General features: G+C 72.1%; 23 protein-coding genes and 1 tRNA gene. 11 read left to right on the top strand and 13 right to left on the bottom strand.

Annotated elements, in window-relative coordinates; all coding sequences use genetic code 11:
* Positions 1-480: 480 nt before the first annotated feature.
* The 4 genes from J2S22_RS10235 to J2S22_RS10220 form a co-directional block, all read right to left on the bottom strand.
* Complete coding sequence (locus J2S22_RS10235) at positions 481-720, bottom strand: hypothetical protein (protein WP_272779011.1); 240 nt, start codon at positions 718-720, stop codon at positions 481-483.
* A gap of 345 nt (positions 721-1065) precedes the next feature.
* Positions 1066-2469: a TIGR03808 family TAT-translocated repetitive protein gene (locus J2S22_RS10230; RefSeq protein ID WP_272779012.1), complete on the bottom strand. Its 1404-nt coding sequence runs from the start codon at positions 2467-2469 to the stop codon at positions 1066-1068.
* Positions 2470-2537: 68 nt separating this feature from the next.
* Positions 2538-3635, bottom strand: a complete 1098-nt coding sequence (locus J2S22_RS10225) for an NADH:flavin oxidoreductase/NADH oxidase (RefSeq protein ID WP_272779013.1) — start codon at positions 3633-3635, stop codon at positions 2538-2540.
* A gap of 118 nt (positions 3636-3753) precedes the next feature.
* Positions 3754-4299 (bottom strand): EF-hand domain-containing protein, encoded by a 546-nt coding sequence (locus J2S22_RS10220; RefSeq protein ID WP_272779014.1) that lies wholly within the window; start codon positions 4297-4299, stop codon positions 3754-3756.
* 247 nt (positions 4300-4546) lie between these two features.
* Between J2S22_RS10220 and J2S22_RS10215 the strand changes: the two genes are divergently transcribed.
* The 6 genes from J2S22_RS10215 to J2S22_RS10190 all read left to right on the top strand — a co-directional run bounded on the left by J2S22_RS10215 (position 4547) and on the right by J2S22_RS10190 (position 10030).
* Positions 4547-5131, top strand: a complete 585-nt coding sequence (locus J2S22_RS10215; RefSeq protein ID WP_272779015.1) for a hypothetical protein — start codon at positions 4547-4549, stop codon at positions 5129-5131.
* A 141-nt stretch (positions 5132-5272) separates the two neighbouring features.
* Positions 5273-5863, top strand: coding sequence for a Tll0287-like domain-containing protein (locus tag J2S22_RS10210; protein WP_272779016.1), 591 nt, complete (start codon positions 5273-5275; stop codon positions 5861-5863).
* Between the two features lie 54 nt (positions 5864-5917).
* On the top strand, positions 5918-6640 hold the full coding sequence (locus J2S22_RS10205) for an SDR family oxidoreductase (protein ID WP_272779017.1): 723 nt from the start codon (positions 5918-5920) through the stop codon (positions 6638-6640).
* Between the two features lie 261 nt (positions 6641-6901).
* Positions 6902-7198, top strand: coding sequence for a hypothetical protein (locus J2S22_RS10200; protein ID WP_272779018.1), 297 nt, complete (start codon positions 6902-6904; stop codon positions 7196-7198).
* Between the two features lie 342 nt (positions 7199-7540).
* Entirely contained in the window at positions 7541-8551 is a 1011-nt protein-coding gene (locus J2S22_RS10195; RefSeq protein ID WP_272779019.1) for an ATP-dependent DNA ligase, read from the top strand.
* A gap of 84 nt (positions 8552-8635) precedes the next feature.
* The gene (locus tag J2S22_RS10190; protein WP_272779020.1) at positions 8636-10030 is read left to right on the top strand and encodes a sensor histidine kinase; all 1395 of its coding nucleotides are present in this window, start codon (positions 8636-8638) and stop codon (positions 10028-10030) included.
* 9 nt (positions 10031-10039) lie between these two features.
* Here the strand turns inward: J2S22_RS10190 and J2S22_RS10185 are convergent, their stop codons facing one another.
* From J2S22_RS10185 to J2S22_RS10170, 4 genes are all read right to left on the bottom strand, one after another.
* Positions 10040-10762, bottom strand: a complete 723-nt coding sequence (locus J2S22_RS10185) for an MgtC/SapB family protein (RefSeq protein ID WP_272779021.1) — start codon at positions 10760-10762, stop codon at positions 10040-10042.
* A gap of 104 nt (positions 10763-10866) precedes the next feature.
* Positions 10867-12144 (bottom strand): carboxylate-amine ligase, encoded by a 1278-nt coding sequence (locus J2S22_RS10180; protein WP_272840507.1) that lies wholly within the window; start codon positions 12142-12144, stop codon positions 10867-10869.
* 262 nt (positions 12145-12406) lie between these two features.
* Positions 12407-14227, bottom strand: a complete 1821-nt coding sequence (treZ, locus tag J2S22_RS10175) for a malto-oligosyltrehalose trehalohydrolase (RefSeq protein ID WP_284701359.1) — start codon at positions 14225-14227, stop codon at positions 12407-12409.
* Between the two features lie 266 nt (positions 14228-14493).
* Positions 14494-14757, bottom strand: coding sequence for a hypothetical protein (locus tag J2S22_RS10170; RefSeq protein ID WP_272780865.1), 264 nt, complete (start codon positions 14755-14757; stop codon positions 14494-14496).
* 384 nt (positions 14758-15141) lie between these two features.
* Here J2S22_RS10170 and J2S22_RS10165 point away from each other — a divergent pair.
* Positions 15142-15217: transfer RNA gene (locus J2S22_RS10165), tRNA-Thr, on the top strand.
* 201 nt (positions 15218-15418) lie between these two features.
* Here J2S22_RS10165 and lpdA read toward each other — a convergent pair.
* From lpdA to J2S22_RS10140, 5 genes are all read right to left on the bottom strand, one after another.
* The gene (gene lpdA / locus J2S22_RS10160; RefSeq protein WP_307155823.1) at positions 15419-16840 is read right to left on the bottom strand and encodes a dihydrolipoyl dehydrogenase; all 1422 of its coding nucleotides are present in this window, start codon (positions 16838-16840) and stop codon (positions 15419-15421) included.
* 204 nt (positions 16841-17044) lie between these two features.
* Positions 17045-18037 carry a Bug family tripartite tricarboxylate transporter substrate binding protein gene (locus J2S22_RS10155; protein ID WP_272779717.1) on the bottom strand — a complete coding sequence of 331 codons (993 nt, stop codon included), beginning with the start codon at positions 18035-18037 and terminating at the stop codon, positions 17045-17047.
* A gap of 72 nt (positions 18038-18109) precedes the next feature.
* Positions 18110-19093 carry an alpha-ketoacid dehydrogenase subunit beta gene (locus J2S22_RS10150; protein WP_272779716.1) on the bottom strand — a complete coding sequence of 328 codons (984 nt, stop codon included), beginning with the start codon at positions 19091-19093 and terminating at the stop codon, positions 18110-18112.
* On the bottom strand, positions 19090-20070 hold the full coding sequence (locus J2S22_RS10145) for a thiamine pyrophosphate-dependent dehydrogenase E1 component subunit alpha (RefSeq protein ID WP_272779715.1): 981 nt from the start codon (positions 20068-20070) through the stop codon (positions 19090-19092). The genes J2S22_RS10150 and J2S22_RS10145 overlap by 4 nt, the downstream gene beginning before the upstream one ends.
* Positions 20071-20187: 117 nt before the next feature.
* Positions 20188-21402: a dihydrolipoamide acetyltransferase family protein gene (locus J2S22_RS10140; RefSeq protein WP_272779714.1), complete on the bottom strand. Its 1215-nt coding sequence runs from the start codon at positions 21400-21402 to the stop codon at positions 20188-20190.
* A gap of 337 nt (positions 21403-21739) precedes the next feature.
* On the opposite strand from J2S22_RS10140, the gene J2S22_RS10135 reads away from it, so the two are divergent.
* The 4 genes from J2S22_RS10135 to J2S22_RS10120 all read left to right on the top strand — a co-directional run bounded on the left by J2S22_RS10135 (position 21740) and on the right by J2S22_RS10120 (position 26591).
* Positions 21740-23653: a sigma 54-interacting transcriptional regulator gene (locus J2S22_RS10135; RefSeq protein ID WP_272779713.1), complete on the top strand. Its 1914-nt coding sequence runs from the start codon at positions 21740-21742 to the stop codon at positions 23651-23653.
* A gap of 56 nt (positions 23654-23709) precedes the next feature.
* The gene (gene lplA, locus J2S22_RS10130) at positions 23710-24699 is read left to right on the top strand and encodes a lipoate--protein ligase (protein ID WP_272779712.1); all 990 of its coding nucleotides are present in this window, start codon (positions 23710-23712) and stop codon (positions 24697-24699) included.
* Between the two features lie 196 nt (positions 24700-24895).
* Entirely contained in the window at positions 24896-25684 is a 789-nt protein-coding gene (gene modA, locus J2S22_RS10125; protein ID WP_307155822.1) for a molybdate ABC transporter substrate-binding protein, read from the top strand.
* A gap of 148 nt (positions 25685-25832) precedes the next feature.
* Positions 25833-26591: a phosphatase PAP2 family protein gene (locus J2S22_RS10120; RefSeq protein ID WP_272779711.1), complete on the top strand. Its 759-nt coding sequence runs from the start codon at positions 25833-25835 to the stop codon at positions 26589-26591.
* Position 26592: the final 1 nt, after the last annotated feature.

The following is a 26592-nucleotide window of genomic DNA, read 5'->3' as shown; positions in this document are numbered from 1 at the left end:
GGCCGTGGAGTTAGCCGGGTTTTACGGCGTTCGGCAATACCGCGGCGTAGCGCGAGGACATGGAGCGCCGATGTCGCCGACCGGAAGGCCCGGCGCCGTGCGCGGCGCCGCGGCTGCCCCGCGGCGACGGGGCGGCGGCCCGACCGTTCCGCTCAGCGGAATGAGCCTGCCGGGCTCGCCGCCGCATCCCGATGCGCGACGCGTCGACACGTTTCTCTCGGGTTGCATCGCTTTCGCGTCGATGTCATGCCCCGGGCACGCGACCATCATGCCCTCGGTCGCACCAACGGGCTCGCCGCGGGACGGGGACGGCCCGGGACGGGCACACCCCGGGAGAGGCGCTGCGCGACAGGCACGCGAACAGGATGCACGGACGATCGGGAGCGAATGGCGCGGAGGGCCGAATGGCGCGATGCGACGCCGCGGCAGGCCGGGCGGCCTGCCGGACCGACGTCGATCGTCGTGTGGCGTGGCCTGCCGTCAGGCCGCTTCGGCGCACTGCGGAACGCAGTGCAACTCGCCGAGCTCCGGCTGGAACTTGACCCAGGTGCTGAACCCGGTTCCGCAGGCCTCGCAGGTCCACATGTGCCGCACGACGCGGTCGGCGATGTGGTGGGACTCGTCGGGCGCGACGAGCAGATAGGAGCATCGCGGGCAGTGCTGCTTTCCGAAGAGTGGCCTCTCGGGCCCCCGCACCTCGAGGCCGCCGCTGTTCATCATGATCTTCCTCCCTGTCGACCGCCGGCGGTGGCGCGGCCACGGCACCGGCATCCGTATCGCGGCTCGAGGGTGCCGCACGGACACAGTACGGATTCCGGCCCGGCGCCTGAGGCGACGACCGAAATCCCCCGTAGCGTTGCCATTTTTTTGGAAGACTGCCAGCCGAGGCGATGTTCGACTGCAGCTTGGACTTTAGTCTAACAGATGAGCCGGGGATTGTGCCAGCAAGAAATCACTGGTGAACGCGGAAATCTGCTCTCGATCGTCGCAGCGGGCTAGTATCAGGTGCTTGCTGCAATGCAGTTTTTCGTCGCGTTGCCACGACGAGCCGGCGGTCCGGCGGGCTCACGAAACCTTATTACCACTTACTGAGAGATGCGGATAACGCTCGGCGCCGCCGGCCGCCAGATCTTCGGTCACCGGAACCTTGTGGTCGAGCCCCAGGATGGCGCCGCGCCGGCTGCCCGAGATCACGTTGTTGGCGACGAGGGTGCTGCGGGCGCCCGGCACCACGGTCACGCCGATGCCGATGCCGCACTCGCGCACCACGTTGCCGGTGAGGGCGACGTCGCGCAGGTAGCGCCCCCAGCCGGCCGCGATGCCGACCGCCGTCGCCCGCTCGACCACGTTGCCGGTGACGGCCGTGTCGGCCTCGACCGAGATGCCCACCCCGAGCAGGAACTCGGGGTCCGGATTGACCGGGCCGGGGGCGAGGTTGCGCAGGATGTTGCCCTGGACGACGGCGACCCGTCCGCCGCTGGCGTAGTTGGCCACCGAGACGCCCATCTGGGCGCCGTCGACGATGTTGCCGGCGATCACGGCGGCCTCGAACTCGAACTCGGAATAGAGCGCCGTCTCGCCGACCCGGGTGACCGTGTTGCCGACGATCTGCAGATTGGAGGCGGAGTTGCCGCGCACACCGGAAAAGGCGCAGTCGGCGATGCGGTTGCCGCGCACGATCACGCCGTTGGCCCGGAACACGTTGATGGCGTTGCCGAACTGGCCGGTGCCGCCGGACCGGTTGCGGATCCCGGTGAGGCGGTTGTCGACCACCAGCGTGCCGTCCTCGCCGGCTTCGAAGCGCAGCACCTGGATGCCGGCGTTGCCGGCGCCGGCGATCACGTTGCGGGCGATCACCAGACCGCGGCTGTCGCGGGCCTGGATCGCGACGTCGCCGGCATCGGCGATGCGGGTGTCGGCGACCGTGCCGGCGCAGGCGTAGAGATAGGCCGCGGTGCCGTCGGCGCCGGCGATCGTGCAGTCGGTCACGGCGAGCGCGTCGACCCGCTCGCAATGGAGGAGGGCGCGGTTCTCCGGCAGCGGCCGGCCGTTGCCGTCGAGCACCAGGCCGTCGAGCGCGACGCGCCCGACCCGGTCGGCGGAGAGCAGCGAGGCGCCGCCGAGAAACACGAGCTTCACCGCGCCGGGCGTCCCGACCAGCCGGGCGCCGTCGGGCAGCCGCACGCCGCCGACCCTGTAGACGCCGGGCGGCAGCGCCAGCGGCGCGCCGGTCGCGGCCGTCCGGTCGAGGGCGCGCTGGAGCACGAAGGTCTGGTCGTCGGGGCTGCCGGGGCGCAGCCCGAGCGTCGCCGCGTCGACGCCGAAGGCGGAAACCGGTCCGCCCCCGGCGGCTCTGGGGGGGCGCGGCTGGGCGGCGGCGGGCGCTCCGGCGATCGTCAGGCCGGCGACGCCGGCGAGCCCGCCCAGGAGGGCGCGGCGGAGCGGGTCGGGCGGCGGCTGGTGCGGCATCCCGACAGCATAGCCGCCCCGGGTTGCGAATAGCTACCCGGCGCGCCCGCGTCGCCGGTCGCGCGGGCTCAGCCGCGTGCCGCCGGGGCCCACAGGCTCGGACCGGCGCGGAGATACTGGGGCGGGCGGCGGGTCTCGGCGCCCAGCGCGCGGGCGGCGTGCCAGCCCCAGTGCGGATCGTCCAACATGGCGCGGGCGAGCGCCACCATGTCGGCCTTGCCCTCGGCGACGATCGCGTCCGCCTGCTTCGGATCGACGATCAAGCCGACCGCCCGGGTGGTCAGGCCGGTCGCGTGGCGCACCGCCTCGGCGAGCGGCACGTTGTAGCCGGGCGTGGTCGGGTTGCGCGCGTCGGCGGTGAGGCCGCCCGAGGAGACGTCCACATAGTCGTAGCCGATGTCCTTCAGGGCACGGGCGAAGACGATCGCCTCGTCGATGTCGATGCCGCCGTCGAGCCAGTCGCTGCCGGTGATGCGGGCGCCGAGCGCCACGTCGCGCGGTACGCTCGCCCGCACCGCCTGGGCGATCGCGAGCGGAAACCGCATGCGGTTCTCGCGCGAGCCGCCATAGGCGTCGGTGCGCCGGTTGGAGACCGCCGACAGGAAGGCGTGGACCAGGTAGCCGTGGGCGGCGTGCAGCTCGACCGCGTCGAAGCCGATCCGCACCGCCCGCGTCGCTGCCTGGGCGAAGGCGGCGACGACCCGCTCCATGTCGTCCTCGGTCATCGCCTGGGGGACGTGCCAGCCCGGCCCGAAGGGCAGCGGCGAGGCGGCCTCGGTCGGCCAGGCGTCCTGGTCGGCACCGAGCGCCTTGCCGCCCTCCCAGGGCCGCTGCGACGACGCCTTCCGGCCGGCATGGGCGAGCTGGACGCCGAGTCGGGCGGTGCCGATCCGCCGGCAGTGGGCGACGACGCGGGCGAGCGCCGCCTCGCAGGCGTCGGAGTACAGGCCGAGGCAGCCATGGGTGATGCGGCCGCGCCGCTCCACATGGGTGGCCTCGACGACGACCAGGCCGGCGCCCGAGTTCGCCAGCATGCCGAGATGCGTCATGTGCCAGTCGGAGGCGCAGCCGTCGTCGCCGCTGTACTGGCACATGGGCGCGACGACGATCCGGTTGTCGAAGGTCCGGCCGGCGATCTCGAGGGGGGTGAACAGGGCACTGGTCATGGGGGTGAACTCGATCGGGGTAAGGGCATGCGAAGAGGGCCGCACCGGCGGCGCGGCCCTCTGGTAGCACAGGCGCCGGCCGTCCCGGCAAGCGGCGCGGCGTCGACCGCTCCGGCGGTCAGAACGGAACGCCGATGCTGCCGCCCATGCCGCCGCCGCCGAGGCTGGGCCGCATGCTCGGTCCGCCGCCGCTCCCGCGGCCGCGGCCCTCGCCGCGCAGCTCCTCGGCCGTGACCCGGCAGTCGCCGTTGTGGTCGAAGCGGGCGAACAGCGGGCTCTTGCGCTCGATGAACTCGGCGCGGGCGATGCGGCCGTCGCGGTTGTCGTCGAAGTAGCCGAACTCGGCGTTCTTGAACGACGGGTCGGCGCGGCGGATGCCGTCGAACTCCTTGCCGTCGACATAGCCGTCGCGGTTGAGGTCGGCGGTGTTGAAGATCCGGGTGGCGTACTGTTTCCACTCGTCGCAGGTGAACACGCCGTCGCGGTTGGCGTCCCAGGCGGGCGCCGACTGGCGGACCGGATCGGTGCCGGGCCGGTTGATCGCGCGGATGTCGGGCGGCGGCCGCTCGCCGACGCCGGGCAGGCCGGGGGCGCCGCCGGACGACTGGGCCGAAGCGGCCGTGGCGGTCGCCAGGCACATCAAGGTCGCAAGCACGTATCGCATGAAAGATCTCTCCCGCCCGTCGGGGCCGACTGACGCCGCCAAGGCGGCAGCAGTTTGGCGAAATCCCGGCCGCCACCCCGGGCAGCCCGCGTGCAGCGAGCCCGGCCGGGGCCGCCGGGTCGCGGGTGTCAAGCTGGCGCGACATCTCGGATCATTCCCAGCTTGACAACCCGGCGGCCGGAAGCGCGAGGATCCCGGTGCCCGCCGGCAGGATCCTGCGCCGGCGACGGCGCGATGGGACGACCAGATGATCCGCTTGATCTCCTTCTTCTTCACCGTCGGCGCCTCCGCCTTCGGCGCGGCGCTCGTCGCCATTCAGGGCCTGATGTTCATCCGCGGCGACGGCGGCAACGCCCTGGTGCTCGGCGCCGCGCTGGTGGCCATGGTGGTGGGGCTGGTCGGCCTGCGGGCCGACATCCGCCGCAGCAAGGCCGCCGCCGAGGCGATGCGGGAGGGCCGCTTCCCCGACCAGTGGGCGCCGCCGCGCGGCACGCCGAAGCGCAACGCACCGGTGGCCCGGGCCGTCCAGCTCGCCGCCGTGCCGGCCGATCCGGTGCCGGTGGTCCCGGCCTCGGGCGGCGCGCCGATCGCCGACATCCTGGCGGCCGAACGAGCCCGCACCGACGCGTTCTGGCGCGACGGGGTGGCGCGGCTCGCGGCCGAGGCCGAGGCACACGGGATCGGCGACGGCAGCGCCGTGCTGCTCGACCTCGCCGCCCGCGATCTCGCCCGCACGCTCGGCGCGCGCCCGGTGGCCCGCATCCTTCGCGAGGCGTCGGACCGCTACGCCGCCGAGGCGGAGGCGCCGATGCGCGACGCCGGCGCCGCCTGAGCCGGTCCGCCCGTCCGCGCCGGGCCGCACCTGGCCACCGCGCCCGATGCGGCCGGTGACTCCGTCACAGACCGGGGCCCGGCTTCGCGCCATGCTGCCTGCTGGGCCGGACGACAACCCTCCGGCGAGACGGAGGCGCGGATGGTCGTCACGGTGAGAGCCCTCGTGGTCGCGGCGGCGGCGGTCGCGGCCGTCGCGTTGTTCCTGGCGGCCGAGCGCGAGCGGGCGGCGCGCGAGACGCGGCTCGCCGCCGAGGCCGGCAGGGTCGCGGCCGACTACGGCGCGACGCTGCTCGGCGCCGTGAAGGGCGCCATCGAGACCTCCGGCCTGGTCGGCGCCATCGGGTTCTGCAAGGAGCAGGCCCCGGCGATCGCCGCCGAGCAGTCGCAGCGCACCGGCTGGCGGATCGCCCGCACCAGCCTGAAGCCGCGCAATCCGGCCTCCGCCCCCGACGACTTCGAGCGCGCCGCCATGGCGGACTTCGCGGCCCGCATCGCCCAGGGCGAGGCGGTCGCCGCCCAGATGCGCAGCGCCACCGTGGAGACCGCGGAGGGGCCGCTGTTCCGCTTCGTCAAGGCGATTCCGACCGGCGAGCCCTGCCTCGCCTGCCACGGCGCCACGCTGAAGCCCGACGTCGCCGCCGCCCTGAAGCAGCTCTATCCCGAGGACACCGCCACCGGCTTCAAGGCCGGCGACATGCGGGGCGTGTTCACGCTCGCCCGCCGACCGTAGGATGTCACCGCATGCCGGGCCGCCGCTCGGGCGGCGCCGGCCAGCGGGGGCGCCATGACGGTCTCGTACGACTTCTCCGGCCGCCGGGCCGTGATCACGGGCGGGGCGCGCGGTCTCGGACGCGGCGTCGCCGAGCGGCTGCGCGCCGCCGGGGCCACCGTGGAGGCATGGGACGTCGACCCGGTGCCGGTCGAGGGCATCGTCCCGGTCGGCGTCGACGTCACCTCGGCCCACCAGGTCGCCGCCGCGACCGCCCGGGCCGTGGCGGCCGGCGGCATCGACATGCTGGTGCTCGCCGCAGGCTATGGCGGCACCCGCCGGCCGGTCGAGGCGGTGACCGAATCCGAATGGCGCCAGGTGATCGACGTGACGCTCACCGGCGTCTTCCAGGTGTGTCGCGCCGTGGTGCCGCACATGCGGCGGGCCGGCCGCGGCCGCATCGTCACGGTCGCCTCGCTGGCCGCCAAGGAGGGCCGCGCCGGGCTCGCCGCCTTCTCGGCGGCCAGCGCCGGCATCGTCGCCTTCACCAAGGCGCTCGGCCGCGAGCTCGCCGACACGCCGGTGCGGGCCAACTGCATCGCCCCGGCCGGGATCGACACCGAGTTCGTCCGCGCCATGGCGCCGGCCGTGGTCGAGGCCATGGTGGCGCGCAGCCCGATGAAGCGCCTCGGCGACGTCGCCGAGTTCGCCGAGCTGGTCGCTTGGCTGTGCTCGGACGCCTGCAGCTACAACAGCGGCGCCGTGTTCGATCTCTCCGGCGGGCAGGCGAGCTTCTGAGCGGCCGCCACGTGCCGACCGCGCGCGAGCCTGAGGCCTGCCGTGGCGGTGCCGCCCGTCCGGCCGACCTCTTTCGATAATCTTGACGTCCGACGGAACCGGCCGCGCTCTCCGCAGTTGTAGTCGGGAGTTCGGCCCGGTCCGAGGGGGACACGCCGTCTTCCCTCGCGTTCTCGACCGGCCGCAGTGTTCTCGCGGACCCACGCCGATCCCGTCCGGCCACAGGGCCCGACGGCGGCGCCTATGCACGGGAGGTGGACCATGAAGACCCTGACCCTTCTGCTCACGCTGGCCGGTCTCGGCATCGGTGCCGCGAACGCCGAGACGCTGGACGTGCGCCAGCTCATCGATCAGCGCTGGATGGCGGCGGCGCCGACCGGCGAGAGCTGGACCTGCCCGACCGCCGACGCCGCGACCATCCAGGCCGCCTTCGAGGGCCAGGGGGCAGCGGACCTGACGGTCGCGCTCAACGACGATCCGCGTCCCGACGATTTCCGCGGTCCGATGGCCGCCGACATTCCGGTGCTCGCCTTCGGCAGCGAGGCGACCCCGCAGTAGACCGGCGCGCGGGCACCGCCCGCGCCCGACCGTGACGCGTGCCACGAGCGGCGCGCGCGGGCAGCACAGGCCCGCGGGCGCCGTTTCCATGTCGGGGGTCCCGCCGTCGGCCGTCGCGCCGTCGCCGTCGCCATGACGGGCCGGCGGAACGTGGCGTGATGCCTCCCGTTGAGTCCCGTCGACAGTCGATCAGACAGGACCGCAATGCCCGCACGCGGAGACCGCGGCGTGAGCCGCAGCAGACGACGGGCGGCCGATGCCGTCCGGGCACCGGCCGTTCCGGCGCCGGCCGGGCCGGCGTCACCCGCCGGTGCCTCGGTTTCGCCCGACGCGCTCCGGCCGATGGAGGCGAAGGCGGTCGCGGCACTGCCGGACGAGCCCGGCTGGCAGTACGAGCCGAAATGGGACGGCTTCCGCTGCCTCGCCTTCTGCGGAGTCGTCGACGACGGAGCCGTCGACCTGCGGGCGCGCTCCGGCAAGCCGCTCGGCCGCTATTTCCCCGAGATGGTCACGGCCCTCGCGCCGCTCGCCGCGCGCCGGGTCGTGCTCGACGGCGAGCTGGTGATCCCGCAGGGCGACAGCCTGTCCTTCAATGCGCTGCAGATGCGCCTGCACCCGGCCGCGAGCCGCGTCCGCAAGCTCGCCGCCGAGACGCCGGCGCGTCTGGTGCTGTTCGACATGCCGGTCGGGCCGGGCGGGGAGAGCCTGCTCGATCGTCCGCTCGCCGAGCGCCGCGCCCGGCTCGAGGCGTTCTTCGCGGCGCAGGCCGGGCCGGCGCTGCGGCTGTCGCCAGCGACCCGGGATCGCGACGAGGCGGAGGCGTGGCTCGCCCGCGCCGGCGGCGCGCTCGACGGCGTCGTCGCCAAGCGTCTCGACGACGGCTACCGGCCGGGCGAGCGGGCGATGCTGAAGGTCAAGCGGCGCCGGACCGCCGACTGCGTGGTCGGCGGCTTCCGCTACGCGACGGGAGGCCGGATCGTCGGCTCGCTGCTGCTCGGCCTGTACGACGCCGCCGGCCGGCTCGATCACGTCGGCTTCACCGCCTCGCTGCCGCGCGACGAGCGGACGGCGCTGACGTCGCGGCTGGAGGCCCTGATCGCGCCGCCCGGCTTCACCGGCCGCAGCCCCGGCCCGAGCCGGTGGAGCAACGGCGAGGTCGAGGCCTGGCAGCCGCTGCGGCCGGAGCTGATCGCCGAGGTCGGATATGATCAGGTGACGGGCGACCGCTTCCGGCACGGCACGACGCTGCTCCGCTGGCGTCCCGACAAGGCGCCGCATCAGTGCCGGTTCGATCAGCTCCAGGTCGAGGCGCGTCCCGCGCGTCTCGTCGCGGAGCTGTTTCGCGACAGCTGAGGTTTTTGATCGCCGGCCATCGTCTGGCACGATGGTGTCGTGTTAGGACGTCGTGCTGCTTCCAGACGTGGCGCGAGGTCGTCGATGCCGTCACGACGTTTACGGAATGCCGGGTCGGCCGTCGCCTGGGCGGTCTTCGTCGCCGCCGCGTCGGTCACGGTCGCGGCGGGCCTGCGTGTACTGCTCGGGCTAGTTCTTTCGACCGATTTGTCCTTCACCGCGATGCTGCCGGCCGTCGTCGTCGCGGCGCTCGCCGGCGGCCTCGGCGCCGGCCTGCTCGCCGCGATCCTGGGCGGCGTCGTGAGCCAGTGGGCGTTCGTCGAGCCGTACTTCGTGCTCGCGGTCCCGAGCTTCAGGGATGCGGGCAATCTGATCGCCTATGCGATCCTGTGCATTCTGGTGCTGTGGGCCGCCGGCCTCTACGAGCGCGCCCGCCGCCGGGCCGAGAGCAACGCCGCCGCCGCCGCCCGGCTCGCCTCGATCGTCACCAACAGCACCGACGCGATCATCGGCTTCGACCGCGCCGGCATCGTCGAGGACTGGAACACCGGGGCCGAGCGCCTGTTCGGCTATGCCGCCGCCGACATCGTCGGCCGGCCCGCCGGCGTGCTGTTCGGCGCCGACGGCGAGCCCGACGCCGGCGGGGCGCGCCGGCTGCTCGCCCGCGACAGCGCGCAGTTCGCCGCCGTCTGCATCACCCGTGACGGGCGCCGGATCGACGTCGCCGTCGCCACCGGGCCGGTGCGCCTCGCCGACGGCACCTGGATCGGAGTCGCCGCCATCGTGCGCGACATCAGCCGCGAGGTCGCCTCGGAGCAGGCGCTGCGCGACGCCAACCGGCACAACATTCTGCTGCTGTCCGAGATCCATCAGCGCACGCGCGACACCCTGCAGACGGTCGCCGGCCTGATCTGGACCTGCGCCCGCGAGGTCGAGGACGAAAGCGCGCGCCGCCGCATCACGGCGCTCGAGCAGCGCGTCGGGGCGATCTCCCGCATTCACGACCAGCTTCACCGCAGCGCCGACTTCGGCACGATCGAGATCGGCGCCACGCTGCGTCAGCTGGTCGGCGACCTGGTCGGCATCGCCGGCCGCCCGGCCGACATGGAGATCGTCGGCACCACCGAGGTGCGGCTGCGCAGCGATCTCGCCGTTCCGCTGATCTTCGCCACCACGGAGCTCGTCACCAACGCGCTCACCCATGCGGGCAGCGCCCGGCCGACCGTGCGGGTGCGCTGTGGGCGCGACGACGGCGCGCTGGTCATCCGGGTGTCGGACAACGGCCGCGGGCTGCCCGAGGGCTTCGAGATCGGCCGCGGTCGCGGCCTCGGCCTGCGCATGGCGACGAGCGCGCTCGACCAGCTCGGCGGGGTTCTGCGGGCGCTGCCGGGCACCACGGGCGCGGCTTTCGAGATCCGGGTGCCGCTGACGGCGGAGATCGACGCGAGCCCGACCGCTCCGTCCGCCGCCGCCGGGTGAAGGGCCGGGTCAGTCGGCCGTCCGCATCGCCCACGACGCGTGATCGACGCCGGGCAGGGTGCCGATCGCGTCGACGATCTCGTCGAGCTCGCCCGGCCGTGCCGACGAGCCGGCCAGCGTCACGGCGAGCTCGAGCGAGTCCTCGGTCTGCTCCGCCACCGCGGTGCCGCGCACCGCGTAGCTCTTGGCGTCGAGCCGGTCGAGCAGGGCGCCCCGCACCACCGGCATCTCCTCGGGCGACACCGTGATCCTCAGCTCGTAGGTGGCCTCGGTGGTCGCCTCGTCGAGCGGCTGGCGGTTGATCCGGTCGACCAGCGGCCGCAGGGCCGTGTTGGCCATCAGCACGAACACCGCGATGACCACCGCCTCGCCGATCAGGTCGGCGCCCGCCGCGCCGCCGGCCGCCGCGGATCCCCACAGGGTCGCGGCGGTGTTGAGGCCGCGGATGTTGAGGCCTTCCTTCATGATCACGCCGGCGCCCAGGAAACCGACGCCGGACACCACATAGGCCAGCACGTGCACGGCCGCGGCGGTGCCGTTCAGCCGCATCCCGATGTCGACGAAGGCGGCGGCGCCGACCGCGACCAGCGCCGCGGTGCGCAGACCGGCGGTGCGCTGGCGCCACTGGCGCTCGGCCCCGATCGCGGTGCCGAGCACGAAGGCGGTGGTCAGGCTCACCAGGGTGTTGGCGAACTGGGCGACGTCGAAATTGGTCAGGGCGGCGACGCTCATGCGGGCTCCGGCCGGCGGCGACGGGAGAACTCGCCGAGCTTCTAACCCAGCACGGAGATTCGCAGAACGCGCCGCGTGTGCCGGCGCCGGTCACGCCGGCGGGTTCAGCCGCCGGGGACGGGCAGGGGCGTCCCGCCGGGCTGGATCGAGCAGGCGGAGACGGCCGGCAGGATCTCGGCCGGGCCGCGCCGGCCGGACCGCGTCTCCTCGACCAGGGCACGGGAGACCGCCCGCAGCGCCTCGCGATGGCCGGCGATCTCCGCGTGCCGCTCGTAGACGGCGAGCTGCGCGTCCGCCGATGTGCCGTCGGCGACGATGCGGCTGCACCGGGCGAGCTCGGCCGTGCAGCCGAGGATCTCGGCGTCCTCGGCCGTCTCGTGCAGGAGCCGTTCGAGCAGCGCCGCGACCGGCTCCGGTCCGTCGCGGGTCACGAAGCTCGTCTGCACGCCGTAGCGCTGCGCCCGCCAGAGATTCTCGGCCGCGAAGGCGGCGGCGAGAGCCGGGCTGTCGCCGCCCTCCGGCGCGGTGCGATACAGCCGGCGCGCCAGCACCCGGTACAGCGCCGCGATGGCGATCGCGTCGTCGAGCCGCGGGCAGGCGTCGGGCGCGCGCAGCTCCAGCGTCGGATGGCTCTCGGAGGGGCGCATCGCCCACCACAGATAGGAGGCGTCGGGGATCGCGCCGGCCCGCGCCATCGCCTCGACATAGGCGCGGTACTCGGCCTCGTCGGCGAAGGCGACCGGCAGGCCGGTGCGCGGCAGCTCGCTGTAGGCGGAGAGCCGGTAGGCCTTGAGGCCGGTGCGGATGCCGGCCCAGAACGGCGACGAGGCCGACAGCGCCAGGAGCAGCGGCAGCCACGGCAGCATGCGGCCCATCAGCTCGACCCGCCGGGCCGGGTCCGGCAGGGCGACGTGCACGTGCAGGCCGCACAGCATGTCGCGGCGGCCGATCATCTGGAGCTGGTCCATCACCCGGTCGTAGCGCGGTGCCTCGGTCTGCTGCGCGTCGCGCCGCCAGTCGGCGGTGGGATGCGTGCCGGCCGCCAGGACCGCCAGCCCGTGCTCGCCGGCGATCTCGGCGACGGAGTCGCGCAGCTCGGCGAGCTCGCGGCGGGCCGCCCCGAGATCGTCGTGCACGCCGCTGACGATCTCGATCTGGGCCTTCAGGAATTCCGGCTTGGCGCGGCCGCCGGTGGCGGCCGCGGCGCGGGCGAAGAAGGCCTCCGGCACCTGCGCCGGCACGGCCAGGCTGTGCGCCTCGACGAGGAAGAACTCCTCCTCGAGGCCGACCGTGAAGGACCCCGCGGCCGGGGCGGCGGCGCGCGGCGCCGGACGGTCCGGGCGGGTTCGGGTCAGGGCCGGGATGATGCGGAGCTTCGTCATGACGATCCTGTCGGTCGCGGCGCCGCGGACCGTCGGTCGCGGGCGTCGAGGGCTGCGGTGTCGTTACGAAACGTGTCGGCTGCGTCCGCAGCCGGTGCGACGGCCCGATCCGGCGGCGCGGCCCGCTTCGTGCGGGTCTCGGCATGCGGTTCCGTGGCCGCGGGGGCGTGAAGGTCGCGGGTCAACGTGCGACGGCGGGAAGCGTTCCACGCCGCGCCGCGATCGTGATCACGTCGGATCCGGTGAAGGTGTCATGGCACCGTTATGGGGCGGTGCCGTCGTCGATCGCCCACACCACGCTCCACGGACCGAGGCCCTGCGGGCCGACCGTCCCCTCGGTCCACAGGCGCCGGCCGGCCGGAAGGCCGATCTCCGCGCGCGGGCCGGATGCGAGATTGGCGACCAGCCGCAGCGTGCCGTCGCGCAGCATCCAGTCGACCGCGACGGTCCCCGGACCGAGGACGGTCCATCGCCCGGCGCCCGCTCCGGCGAGCCGCGGCACGATCTCGCGATGCCGCACGGCGAGGAGGTCGCGATAGACGGCGAGCCAGCCGGCGTGCTCCGGCTGCGCGAGGGCGCTCCAGTCGAGCTTCGCCGACAGGAAGGTCTCGGCGAGCGTCGGATCGGGGATGCGGTCGCGCTGGGCGGGATCGTGGAACTCGGGAAAGCGGGCGAACTCGGCGCGGCGTCCCTCGCGCACCGCGCTCGCCAGCGGCTCGGTGAAGTCGCAGAAGAACGGGAAGGGTTCCGTCGCGGCCCATTCCTCGCCCATGAACAGCATCGGCACCTGAGGGAGGAGCAGATAGACGGCGGTGACCGCGCGCACCGCCGCGGCCGGCGCGAACGCCGTGATGCGGTCGCCGAAGGCGCGGTTGCCGACCTGGTCGTGGTTCTGGACGAAGGACACGAAGGCGGTGGTCGGCAGATCCGCCGACGGCTCGCCGCGCGGCGAGCCGCGATACGGCATCTCCTCGCCCTGGAACGCGAAGCCCTCGGCCAGCGCGCGGCCGAGCTTGTCGGTGTCGCCGGCGTAGTCGGCGTAATAGCCGGCGCACTCGCCGCTCGCGGCGCAGTGCAGGACGTGATGGACGTCGTCGTTCCACTGCGCCGTGTAGAGCGACGCGCCGCCGTCGGCGTCGCGGGCCAGCAGATGCGCCTCGTTCTCCTCGTTCTCGAGGATCAGGTGCACGTGGCGCTCGGGCGCCGCGGTGCGGGCCGCGGCGGCGATCGCGTGGAGGACATGCTCGTCGCTGTCGTCCAGGATCGCGTGCACGGCGTCGAGCCGCAGCCCGTCGAAACGGAACTCGTCGATCCAGTGGAGCGCGTTCTCGATCACCAGGGCCCGCACCATGTCGGCCCCGTCGCTGTCGAAGTTGACGGCTGCGCCCCACGGCGTGTGGTGCCGCTCGGTGAAGATCGGCGCATAGGCGGCGAGGTAGTTTCCGTCCGGCCCGAAGTGATTGTAGACGACGTCGAGCAGCACCATCAGGTCGCGGCCGTGCGCGGCGTCGATCAGCGCCTTGAGATCCTCGGGCCGCCCGTAGCCGGCGTCGGGGGCGAACGGCAGCACGCCGTCGTAGCCCCAGTTCCGCCGGCCCGGGAAGTCGGCGACCGGCATCAGCTCGATCGCCGTGACGCCGAGATCGACGAGATGGTCCAGCTTCTCGATCGCGGCCCGGAACGTCCCCTCGGGCGTGAAGGTGCCGACATGCAGCTCGTAGACCACGGCCTCGTGCCACGGCCGGCCGTGCCAGCCGGCCGTCGTCCACGCATAGGCATCGGGATCGATCACCTCGCTCGGCCCGTGCACGTCGTCGGGCTGGAAGCGGGATCCGGGGTCCGGCACCGCGAGACCGTCGGGCAGCAGGAAGCGGTAGCGCGTCCCGGGGCCGGCGTCGGCGACGAACGCCTCGTGCCAGCCGTCCGCACCGGGCGTCATGGCGATCCGGCGGCTCGTCTCCGGCAGGTCGACGTCGATGCGGTCGTGACGGGGAGCCCACAGGCGGAATCGCACGCCGCCCCGATCGAGCTGCGGCCCGAACCGCGGGGCAGGGCGGGTCGGTGTCGGCCTGCCGCCGGACATGCGCGTGCGGGAGGACGAGGAGCCGAGAGACGTGATGGACATGAAACCCGTCGAGTGGATGGTTGCCGGTGTGCAACACCCCGTGGCGCACTATCGTTCCGTGCAGCGCCCTGCGAGAGCCCGGCGGGACGACGACGACAAAGCCCATGCGGCGACGGTGACTGCGGGCGGCAGTCCGCCGGCCGGCTCGAAGGGTCGCAGAAATCGAGGTCGGGCGAAAGCGGCCGGGCGAGCCGGGCGCTGCCCGAAGGCCGCGGCCCGACGTCTCAGGTCACCCGACGGATCGCGGCGGCGAGCTCGAGAACGATCAGCAGCGTCAGCATCGCCGTGACGGCGGCGAGCGGAAGGCAGAGCGCCTGCGCCAGCCAGGACCCCGCCTCGACGACGGTCGTCGCCGCCAGGCCGGCGAACAGCACCGCGAAGGTGGCGCCGACCAGGCTGTTCATGCGTTCGACCGCGTTGCTGCGAACCGGGTTGCGCGTGATGGTCTCGACGAGGGCGGTCCCGTAACGGCGGGCGAAGTCTCGCATGCGGCGTCTCCGTGGCGAACGCGACGCGCGGCGGCGCATCACCGCCGCGCTCGCATCCATGATCGTCGAACGACAGAGCATGATCCGGGTTCCTCGAGCGGAACCGAAGACGAGCCGAGTAGAGAAGGGATGTCGTCCTTGTGACGAACGTCAACTGATCCTGACGAATACTTCGGAGCGGCGGATTGACACAGTCGTCGCGCCCTTCGCCCGCGGACATCGCTTTGGCCGCCGGCGGGGTGGCCGCCGGTCGCCGGTGGCGCGTCCGGCCTCGGCCGACGTGGCGTCGCGCAGCGCGCTTTGGTATAGAGCGCGAGGTCGCCGGGCGGCCGGGCCGCCCGTGCGGCCGAATCCGCGCCGCGACCGCCGCCGAATCGTCGGCGCGCCGGCTTAGCTCAGCTGGTAGAGCACCTGATTTGTAATCAGGGGGTCGGGGGTTCGAATCCCTCAGCCGGCACCAGAAGACGACTTCTTCAAAAATTTCAACGAGTTGCTTCACCGGGGCGGCGCCCGGGCGGGCGCGTCTCGCGGCGGTTCGCCGGGCGAGGGGGCTCGGGTGCCGGCGGCCTCGACCGGTCGCCGGAAGGCCTTCGGGGCGCCGGCCTCGAGCCGCGACGGATGCGAGTCGCAGGCGCGCCGCCGGCCGACCGTCTCCCCGGCGTCAGGCGTTGAGCACGCGCCCATAGGCGTCGAGCACGGCTTCCTTCATCATCTCAGACAAGGTCGGATGCGGGAAGACCGTGTGCATCAGCTCTTCCTCGGTCGTCTCAAGATTCATCGCGACGACGTAGCCCTGGATCAGCTCGGTCACCTCGGCGCCGACCATGTGGGCGCCGAGAAGCTGGCCGGTCTTCTTGTCGAAGATCACCTTGACGAGGCCCTGGTCCTCGCCGAGCGCGATCGCCTTGCCGTTGCCGGCGAACGGGAAGCGGCCGACCCGGATGTCGCGCCCCTGCTCTTTCGCCTTGGCCTCCGTCAGGCCGACCGAGGCGATCTGCGGCGTGCAGTAGGTGCAGCCGGGGATCTTCGCCTTGTCGAGCGGATGCGGGTGCAGGCCCTTGATCGCCTCGGTGCAGATGACGCCCTCGTGCTCGGCCTTGTGGGCCAGCATCGGCGGGCCGGCGAGGTCGCCGATCGCGTAGAGGCCCGGCACGTTGGTCCTGCCGAGGCCGTCGGTGACGACGACGCCGCGCTCGATCTTCACGCCGAGCTTCTCCAGCCCGAGATTTTCCACGTTGCCGACGACGCCGACCGCGGAGATCACCCGGTCGACCGTGAGCGTCTGGGTGCCGCCCTTGCCGTCGTCGATGGTGGCGGTGACGCTGTCGGCCTGCTTGTCGAGCCTGGTCACCTTCGCGCCGGTGAGGATCCTGAAGCCCTGCTTCTCGAACTGCTTGCGCGCGAACGCCGCGATCTCGGCGTCCTCGACGGGGAGGATCTGCGGCAGCACCTCGACCACCGTCACCTCGGCCCCCATGGTGCGGTAGAACGAGGCGAACTCGATGCCGATCGCGCCCGAGCCGACGACGAGGAGCGACTTCGGCATCTTCTCGGGGACCATCGCCTCGAAATAGGTCCACACCAGCTTGCCGTCCGGCTCCAGGCCCGGCAGCACGCGCGGCCGCGCGCCGGTCGCCAGGATGATGTGCTTCGCCTGGTAGCTGCCCGGGCCGAGCGCGCCCTTCGGCGCCTCGGTCTTCGCGGCGGCCACCGTGATCTTGCCGGGCGCGTCGAGGGTCGCGGCGCCCCAGATCACCGAGACCTTGTTCTTCTTCATCAGGAAACCGACGCCGTCGGCGAGGCGCTTCGACACGCCGCGCGAGCGCTTCACCACGGCGGCCGGATCGAAGCTCACATTGTCGGCCTTCAGGCCGTAGGCCTCGGGGTGCTGCATGTGGTGGTAGATCTCGGCCGAGCGCAGCAGCGCCTTGGTCGGGATGCAGCCCCAGTTCAGGCAGATGCCGCCGAGATGCGACTTCTCGACGATCGCCGTCCTGAAGCCGAGCTGCGCCGCCCGGATCGCCGTGACGTAGCCGCCCGGGCCGGAGCCGATGATGATGACGTCGAAGGTGGTGTCGGACACGGGTGAAGTCCTGTCATGCGGCCGACCGGCACCGCCGGGGCCGATCGGCCGAGCCTGAACGGGGGTGGGGGGACGCCGGCCGCCGGGCTCCGGCTGCGGGATCGTCAGGAGCGCGGCCGAGCCGGACGGAAACCCGTCCGGCCGGCCGTCGGGGGCACCGTCAGGCGGAGCGGATCCGCCGTGACGGGCCCGGAGAGCGCCGGCTCACTGCGCCTTGGCGCCGGAGATGCGCACCACCTCGGCCCACTTCTTGCGCTCCTGGTGGAGGAAACGCTCGAGCTCCTCGCCGGTCATCAGCTGGGGCGTCGCCCCGAGCGCGATGGTGCGGGCCCGGAATTCGGGATTCTCGATCACCTTCGCGGTCGCCGCCTTCAGACGGTTCACCACGTCGGCCGGGGTGTTGGCCGGCGCGAACACGACGAACCACGAGCCGGCCTCGAAGCCCGGGATGACGGTCTCGTCCACGGTCGGCACGTTCGGCAGGCTGTCGAGGCGCTTGCTCGAGGTGACCGCGAGCGGCCGCAGCAGCCCGGCCTGGATGTGCGGCAGGCACGACGGCAGGTTGTCGAACATGAGATCGACGTTGCCGGCGATCATGTCGTTGAGGGCCGGCCCGGCGCCCCGATAGGGAACATGCACCATGTCCACCTTCGCCCCGACCTTGAACATCTCGCCGGAGAGGTGGATGGAGGTGCCGGCGCCGGACGACGCCATGTTGAGGGCGGTGCCGGACTTCTTGGCGTCCTCGACGAACTGCTGGACCGTCGTCGCCTTGACGCGCTTGGGGCTGACCACCAGGACGTTCGGCACGCTCGCCACATGGGCGATCGGGATGAAGTCCTTGTCGGGGTCGTAGCTCACCTTGTCGTAGATCGCGAGCGCGATCGCATGCGTGCTGATGGCGCCCAGCAGCAGGGTGTAGCCGTCGGGCGCGGACCGGGCCACGGCGGTGGCGCCGACCGTGCTGCCGGCGCCGGGCCGGTTGTCGATGATGACCGACTGGCCGAGAACGGCCCCCATGTAGTGGGCGTACAGGCGCCCGATCGAGTCGGTCGTCCCGCCCGCCGCGAACGGCACCACCAGCGTCACGGCACGCTGCGGGTAGTCCTGAGCCGAAACCGGCGCGACGCCGGCGGTGAACGACAGGGCGAGCGCGACGAGACCGAAAGCGCAGCGCACGGCAGACTTCACGATCATGACGAACCTCTGATGCTGAATGACACGGCTATCAATTCATTCGACCATCCGCCACCGATGCTCCGTCGTTCCTCAGGCGAAGCGTCGGCCGAGCATGCGCTTCGCCTGGGCCACGATCTGCGCCGGCTGGGGCAGGAACGCGTCCTCGAGCGAGGCGCTGAACGGCACCGGGCAGTCGGGGGCGGCGACGCGCTCGATCGGTGCGTCGAGGGCGTCGATGGCGTGCTCGGCGACGATCGCGGCGATCTCGGCCCCGATGCCACCGGTCTTGCAGGCTTCGTGGGCGACGAGCAGGCGGCTCGTCTTGATCACGGAGTCGAGGATCGTGTCCTTGTCCAGCGGGCTGATCGTGCGCAGGTCCACGACCTCCGCCTCCACGCCCGTCTTCTCCAGCTCCTTGGCGGCCTGCAGCGCCTTGCCGACCAGGGCGCCGCACGCGACGATGGTCAGGTCGCGACCCTCGCGCCGGATCGCCGCCTTGCCGATCGGCGTGACGTGGTCGCCGTCCGGCACCTCGCCGCGCGCCCCGTAGAGCATCTTGTGCTCGAGATAGATGACCGGGTTGGGATCGCGGATCGCGGCGAGCAGGAGGCCCTTGGCGTCCTCGGGCGTGGTGGGCATCACCACCTTGATGCCCGGGACATGGGCGAACATGGCTTCGAGATTCTGGCAATGATGCATGCCGGACCGCATGCCGCCGCCGAACGGCGCCCGCAGGACCATCGGCACGCTCATCTCGCCGTCGTAGGCGTAGCACATCTTCGCGGCGTTGTTCAGGATCTGGTCGAAGGCCAGCGGGATGAAGTCGGCGAACATGATCTCGAGGACGGGACGCATCCCCATCATGGCGGAGCCGATCGCCGCGCCCGTGATGACGACCTCGGAGAGCGGCGTGTCGAAGACGCGATCGGGACCGAACTCGTCGAACAGGCCCGCCGTCACCTGCAGGGTCCCGCCGTAGGCGGCCACGTCCTCGCCGAGCACGAACACGCGGGAATCGCGGCGCATCTCCTCGGCCAGCGTCTGGCGCACGGCCTCGCGAAGGGTGATCTTCATCGGTCGGTCCTCGGTTCGGCGTAGACGTGCAAGGCGGCCTCCTCGGGCGGCGGCAGCGGGCTCTGCTCGGCGAACACGATGGCGTCGTCGACCTCCGCCGCGACCCCGGCCCGGATGTCGTCCAGGGTCGCCTCGTCGGCGAGCCCGTTGGAGAGGAGATGGTCGCGGAGCCGCTTGATCGGGCACTTCTCCCGCCAGGCCGCGATCTCCTCGGCCGGCCGCAGGTCGCGCGGGTCGCGTTCCGAATGGCCGAGCCACCGATAGGTCTTGCATTCGATGAGCGTCGGGCCCTCGCCGGCGCGCGCCCGCGCATAGGCCTCGCGCGCGGCCGCGAGCACGGCGAGGACGTCGTTGCCGTCGACGACGACGCCCGGCATGCCGTAGCCCTGCGCCCGGACCGCGATGTCGCGGACCGCGCAGTGCACGTCGAGCGGCGTCGAGATGGAGTAGCCGTTGTTCTCGCAGACGAAGACGACGCCGAGCTTCATGACGGCGGCCATGTTCATGCTCTCGTGGACGTCGCCGCGATTGCTGCCGCCGTCGCCGAAATAGGCGACCGCCACGTAGTCCTTCTTCTGCAGCTTGGCGGCCAGGGCGACCCCGACGGCGATCGGCAGATGGGCCGCGACCACCCCGGACCCGGCGACGACCCCGACCTTGGGATCGCCCATGTGATGCGACGTGTTCTTGCCGCGCGCCGCGCCCGTCACCTTGGCGAACGCGCCGGCCATCATGGTGCGCGACGAGATCCCCTTGAAGATGAAGGCGCCGCGGGTGCGCAGCGACGGCAGGATCTGATCGTCGATGCGCAGGTCGAGGACCGTCCCGGCGGCGATCGCCTCCTGGCCGATGCCGGCATGCGGCAGCTCGGGCAGCGGCGTGTGCTTGTGATAGTCCGTCATGCGCTCTTCCGTGATGCGGGAGAGCAGCATCCACTCGTACAGCTTCAGGAGATCTCGTGTGTCCAGGTGTTCCATGACGGCTCTGCGTCCTCGTTCGGCATCGGCGGAGAGGCGGGGGCGGCAGGCGAGGGGGACGGGGGACGCCCCACGGTGCGGGCTGAACGGCGCGCGGCCGCGCGCCCCGCGAAGCGGCTATTTCGTCTTCAGCCCCAGCATGTCGTCCGGATGCTCCAGATAGTGACGCACCTGCTGCAGGAACTTCACCGCGGTCTCTCCGTCGATGGAGCGGTGATTGTAGGTGAGCGACAGGTACATCATCAGCGCCGGCACGATGGCGTCGCCGCGCACCACCGGGGTCGGGGCGATGCGGCCGAGCCCGAGCACGGCGCTCTGCGGGTGGTTGATGATGGGCGTGAAGAGGACCGAGCCGAACACGCCGGAATTGGTCACCGTGAACGTGCCGCCCTCGAAGTCGCGGGCGCCGAGCTTGCCGGCCCGGCCGCGCTCGGAGAGATCCGCGAGGTCTTCGGCGATGGTCAGCAGGTTCTTGCGGCCGGCGTCCGGGATGACCGGGGTCAGCAGGCCCATCGCGGTCGCGACGGCCACGCAGACATTGATGCGCTTCTTGAGGACGACGCGGTCGTCCTCGACGAGCGCGTTCATGACCGGATAGTCCTGCAGCGCCTTGGCGGCGGCGAGGACGCAGAACACCGTGTAGGAGACCGGCAGCACCGCGCGCATGGCCTTGACGGCGCCCATGTCGACGTCGGCCACGGTGGTCACCTCGGCCGCGGACCGCTTCGACAGCATCAGGTTGTCGGCGATGGCGCGACGGATGCCCTCGAACGGCACCACCGTGTCGTCCGCCTCCACCGCCACGGGAGGCGGGGCGGCTCTCGACGCGGCCCGGTCCGACGGTGCGGGCCCGGCCGGCGACGCGGCGCGGCGAGTCGCCGCGTCCTCGACGTCGGCCTTCACGATCATGCCGTTCGGTCCGGTGCCGGAGACGGCCGAGAGATCGATGCCCTGCTGCGCCGCGATGCGCTTCGCCAGCGGCGAGGCGCGGGTCCGGCCGTCGGCGGCGGCATCGGCCGGTGCCGGCGCCGCGGCGGCGGCGGATGCGACGGGCGGCGCATCCGCGGGGGCGGGCGCGGCGGCGTCGCCACCCGCAGCCGCCTCGGCCTCGCCGTCCGCCGCGATGGTGCAGATCACGTCGCCGACCAGGACGATCTCGCCTTCGGGCGCCGCGATGGACCGGATCACGCCGGACGCGGCGGCGCCGAGCTCGTCGACGGCCTTGTCGGTCTGGATCTCGACCAGCGCCTCGCCTTCGACCACGGCATCGCCGACCGCCTTCAGCCATTTGACGATCGTGCCGTCCGTCATCGTCATGCTGATCTGCGGCATTCGTATCTCGACCGCCACGACGCACCTCCCGCATGCTCCGCCCGGCGAGGCCGGACCGGATGAGCAGCTTCGCCAGCTCCGACGACCGGTCTCGCGTCGTCGGGGCACGGCCCGCCACGTTCACGGGTCGATGACCGCAAGTCCCATGCCAGTGAGATTCCAGCGTGTTCTCGCGACTTTTCGCTGGTCCGGGGATGGTGTGTCCTGTATTGGCGTCCTGATTTTGCGCAAAGGGCGCCGCGCTGGCCGCATTCAGGACGGACCGGCCCGGCGCCGTCGTCACGGCCCGTCATCAGCAAGACTACGGATGCGGCGCCGGCGAGGGGGCTCGACCGCCATGGACGCCAAGACCCATTCGATCGTCATCATGTGGGCCGGCGTCATCGACGCCGGCGCGATGGCGGATCAGGACAACATCCGGATGTTCCAGAGCGTCGGCGTCGACGACGTGCCGGCGATCATCGGCCAGCTCGATTTCTCCACGATCAGCGCCGTGATCAGCGCGCCCGGCATCGCCGCGGAAACGCGCCGGCTGATCCCCGTGCCGCTCGTGATCGCCTATCCGAACTACATCGACATTCTCGAGACCGTGAAATACGCGGAGGCGCGCCGCACCCTGGAGAACAAGAAGATCGCGCTCATCCTGCACGAGGACAACCGCATCGACGAAGGCCGGCTGCGACACTTCATCAACCGGACCATCGATCTCTTCACCTACAGGACCAAGGCGGACATGCGCCTGGTCTTCGAGAGGCTGGCGCGACACGACTACGCCCTGGTCGTCGGCGGCCCGACCGCCGTCGGCATGGCGGCCGGGTTCGACCTCGACGCCGTGCAGCTCGTCTACCGCGAGCAGGCGCTGCAGGACGCGGTCGAGAAGACGCGCGAGATCCTGTCCCTGATGGACAAGGAGATCCGCCAGCGGGAACGCCTCGACGCGATCATCGACATCATTCCGGAAGGACTGCTGGAGACCGACGCGGCCGGCACGATCGGGCTGTGCAACAAGCGGGCGCTCGAGATGCTCGGCCTGTCGCGCGACCAGGTGCTCGGCGCCAATGTCTGCCAGCTGCTCGGCGATCCGACCTGGGAGAAGGTCTACGGGCAGGACGCCGTGCAGGTCGACACGCTGTTCACCTACAAGCGCAACAGCTTCTTCTCCACCCGCCAGCCGATCCAGGAGGGGGGACGGACGATCGGCTCGGTGGGAACCCTGCAGGAAGCCGCGAAGATCCAGGGAATGGAGAGCAAGTTCCGGCTCCAGAGGTCGCGCGGCCTGGTGGCGCGCTACACGTTCGACGACATCGTCTGCGAAAGCCCGATCATGCGCGAGATCGTCGAGCGCACCAAGATCTACACGCGCTGCGACACGACGATCCTGATCGAAGGCGAGACCGGCACCGGCAAGGAGATCTTCGCCCAGAGCATCCACAACGCCAGCGCCAGGAAGCACGGGCCGTTCGTCGCCATCAACTGCGCCGCGCTTCCGGACACGTTGCTGGAAAGCGAGCTCATGGGCTACGACGAGGGGGCGTTCACGGGCGCCCGCAAGGGCGGCAAGACCGGCCTGTTCGAGCAGGCCCACAAGGGAACGATCTTCCTCGACGAGATCAACCAGCTGTCGCCGTCGCTGCAGTCGAAGCTGCTGCGGATCGTCCAGGAGAAGACCGTGCGGCACGTCGGCGGCGAGAGCGTCATCCCGGTCGACGTGCGCATCATCACGGCGACCAACGAGAACCTGAAGGGCAAGATCGCGGCGCAGACGTTCCGCAGCGATCTCTACTACCGCATCAACGTGCTCAACATCACGCTGCCGCCACTGCGTGAGCGTCGGGCCGACATCCCGGTGCTGCTGCGCCACTTCGCCCGGAAGCTCGCCGGCGGCGGCCGCGACGTCGAGCGGCACGCGGAGGCGATGCACGCCCTGGTGCGCGACTACGACTGGCCCGGGAACATCCGCGAGCTGCAGAACTTCGTCGAGCGCTACCTGGTGCTCTGCGAGCGGGTCGACCGGCTGGACCGCTACTTCTTCCACGAGTTCCAGAGGGCGGCGCATCCGGCGCCGCTCCCGGCCGACGCCACGCTCGTCCAGGTCCCGCTCGGGACCCTCGACGACATGCAGCGCGAGCTCATCGAGGCGGTCGTCGCCCGCTGCGACGGCAACAAGTCCAAGGCGGCCCAGCTCATGAACATCAGTCGGAACACGCTTCATCAACGGATGAAGGGCAGAACGGAGAAGCGGGGGCGCTGAGGAGAGGGGCCGGTCCTCCCGGCGCGTCCGACGTCATCAGGAAGCAGGTTCGTGCGATGCACTATCTCGAGAGCGACTCCGTCGATCCGCGGTTCAACCTCGCGCTGGAGCAGGTCGTCTTCGACAGCCTGGATCCGGCGCAGGACTGCTTCATGCTGTGGCGCAACGACAATGCCATCATCGTCGGGAAGCACCAGAACACGGCGGCCGAGATCAACGCCGAATACGTCCGGCAGCGGAACATCCACGTGGTGCGGCGGCTGTCGGGGGGCGGGGCGGTCTATCACGATCTCGGGAACGTCAACTTCACCTTCATCACGGCGGCCGGCGGCGACCGGCCGCTCGACTTCGGCGCGTTCTGCCGCCCGGTCGTCCGGGCGCTGGCGGCCCTGGGTGTCACGGCGGAGATCAGCGGCCGCAACGACATGACCATCGGCGGCAGGAAGTTCTCGGGCAACGCGCAGTACCGCAAGCGCGGCCGGGTGCTGCACCACGGCACGATCCTGTACGATTCCGATCTGTCCGTCCTCGGCAAGGCGCTGATGGTGCCGAAGGACAAGTACGAGTCCAAGGCGGTCCAGTCGGTGCGGAGCCGGGTCTGCAACATCAGGGACCACATGGCCGCCGACCTCGGCGTCGAGCGCTTCATGGAGGAGCTGCGCGACGCGATGTTCAGGGAGTTCGCGATGGAGCCGCATGCGTTGAGCGCGGCCGACCGCGACGCGACGCGGCGCCTGCAGCGCGACGTCTACGACACCTGGGCGTGGAACTTCGGCGAGTCCCCCGCCTACAGGATTCGCAAGGAGCGGCGCGTGGACGGCTGCGGCAAGATCGAGGTGCACATGGACGTGGAGCGCGGCACGATCCGGCGGATCGCCTTCTTCGGCGACTATTTCGGCGACGGCGACAGCGCCGAGCTCGGACGTCTGCTGGAGGGGGCCCGCCTGGAGAGGGGCTGCCTGCGCGAGACCCTCGCCGCGATCGCGATCGGCGACTACTTCCACAATCTCGATCCCGAGGCGTTCGTCGACATCCTCACGGAATGAGGCGGGCGGCACGGGCGAGGGCCGGAGGGGCGGCCGGCGTCGGCGCGGCGCGCCGGCGGGCCGGCGGAGGCCGCGTGCGGCTTGACCCGCCCGGGCGCCCGTAGCTATATCGATATGAATACAGCAAGACGTCCGTGCCGCGGCTCCGATCCAGGCCGCTCCGGGGGACCGGCCGTCGCCTTTCAGGAGCCCTTTCATGGTCCGTATGGTCGTCCACGCCCTGGTCGCGGCGGTCGTCGCCTGGTCGACGGCGATGCCGGCGCGCGCCCAGGAGAGCGCCCCCGTCACGGTGTTCGCCGCCGCCTCGCTCACCAACGTCCTCAACGACATCGGCAAGGCGTTCACGGCCGAGACGAAGATTCCGGTGCGGTTCTCCTACGCGGCGTCCTCGACGCTCGCGCGCCAGATGGAGCAGGGCGCCCCGGCCGACCTGTTCGCCTCCGCCGACCTCGCCTGGATGGACTGGTCGCAGGAGCGCAAGCTGATCGATCCGAAGACCCGCGTCAGCCTGCTCGGCAACCGCCTCGTGGTGGTGGCCCCGGCCGACGGCAAGATCGCCAAGGTCGATCTCACCCGGGACGGCCTGAAGGCGGCGCTCGGCGACGGCCGGCTCGCCACCGGCGCGGTCGCCTCGGTGCCGGTCGGCAAGTACGCCAAGACGGCGCTGGAGACGCTCGGCCTGTGGGGCGAGGTCGAGCCGAAGCTCGCCCAGGCCGAGAGCGTGCGGGCCGCGCTGGTGCTGGTCGCCCGCGGCGAGGCGTCGCTGGGCATCGTCTACGAGACCGACGCCAAGGCCGAGCCGCGCGTCAAGGTGGTGGCGGTGTTCCCGGCCGATTCGCACCCGGCGGTCGTCTACCCGTTCGCCCTGACGGCGGTCGCCAAGGGCGATGCGCCGGCCAGGTTCCTCGCCTTCCTGTCGCAGCCCGCGGCCCGGGCCGTGTTCGAGGCGGGCGGCTTCACGGTGCTGAAGCCCGCCGGGCACTGACGGAGCGATCCGGCGGACCCGGGCCGCGGCGTCGCGCCGCCGCCGCGGGTCTTTCGCCCCGGCGCCGGACTTGCTTTAACGGCGGCGGCCGGGGAGGGCGTGGCGACGCCGCGCTCCGGCCGTGCCCATCAGGCCCGCCGGAGGTTGCATGTCCCGCCCGTCCGCCACGCCCCTGCGGGTTCCCGCCGGGGCGCTTTCTCCCGCGACGCCGCCGGGCCGGCGCGCCGCGCTGGCGCTCGCCGCGATCCTGGCGGTCGGCGCGGTGGTCGGGATCGTGTTCGGCCTGTGGCCGAGGCTCGACCTCGCCGTCACGTCGCTCGTCTGGGACGAGGCCCGGCGCTTCTTTCCCTACACCTACACGCAGGCGCTGCAGACCATCCGCGACGTCAACGACGGCCTCGTCCGGGCCGTCGCGGTGGCGGCCGGCGTGGTGCTGATCCTGTGGCTCGCGGCGCCGCGCGTCGCCGCGGCGCGGCTGCCGCGGGCGCTGTCGCTGCGCGCCGCCGCCTTCGTGCTGGCGACCCTGGCGGTCGCCCCCGGCCTGATCATCAACGGCATCCTCAAGCCGCATGGCGGGCGGCCGCGGCCGATCGAGGTGACGCAGTTCGGCGGCACGCTCGACTTCGTGCCGTGGTGGAGCCCGTTCGGCCGCTGCGACTCCAACTGCTCGTTCGCGTCCGGCGAGATGTCGAGCGCCATGTGGCTCCTGTCGGTGGCGGTGCTGCTGCCGGCGCGCTGGCGGCCGCTCGGCGTCGCCGCGGTGCTCGCCTGGGCCCTGGCGGTCGGCGGCGTGCGCATCGCCATGGGCGGGCACTTCACCTCGGACGTGCTGATGTCGGCGGTGCTGACGGCGCTGACCGTCTGGGTGCTCCACGCCTTGATCCTGCGGCCGGGGCGGGCCGCCTGAC

The sequence above is a fragment of the Rhodoplanes tepidamans genome (assembly GCF_030813915.1).
Lineage (GTDB): Bacteria > Pseudomonadota > Alphaproteobacteria > Rhizobiales > Xanthobacteraceae > Rhodoplanes > Rhodoplanes tepidamans.
The sequence above is the reverse complement of the archived record's forward strand: the minus strand, read 5'-3'. Positions and strand labels throughout refer to the sequence as shown.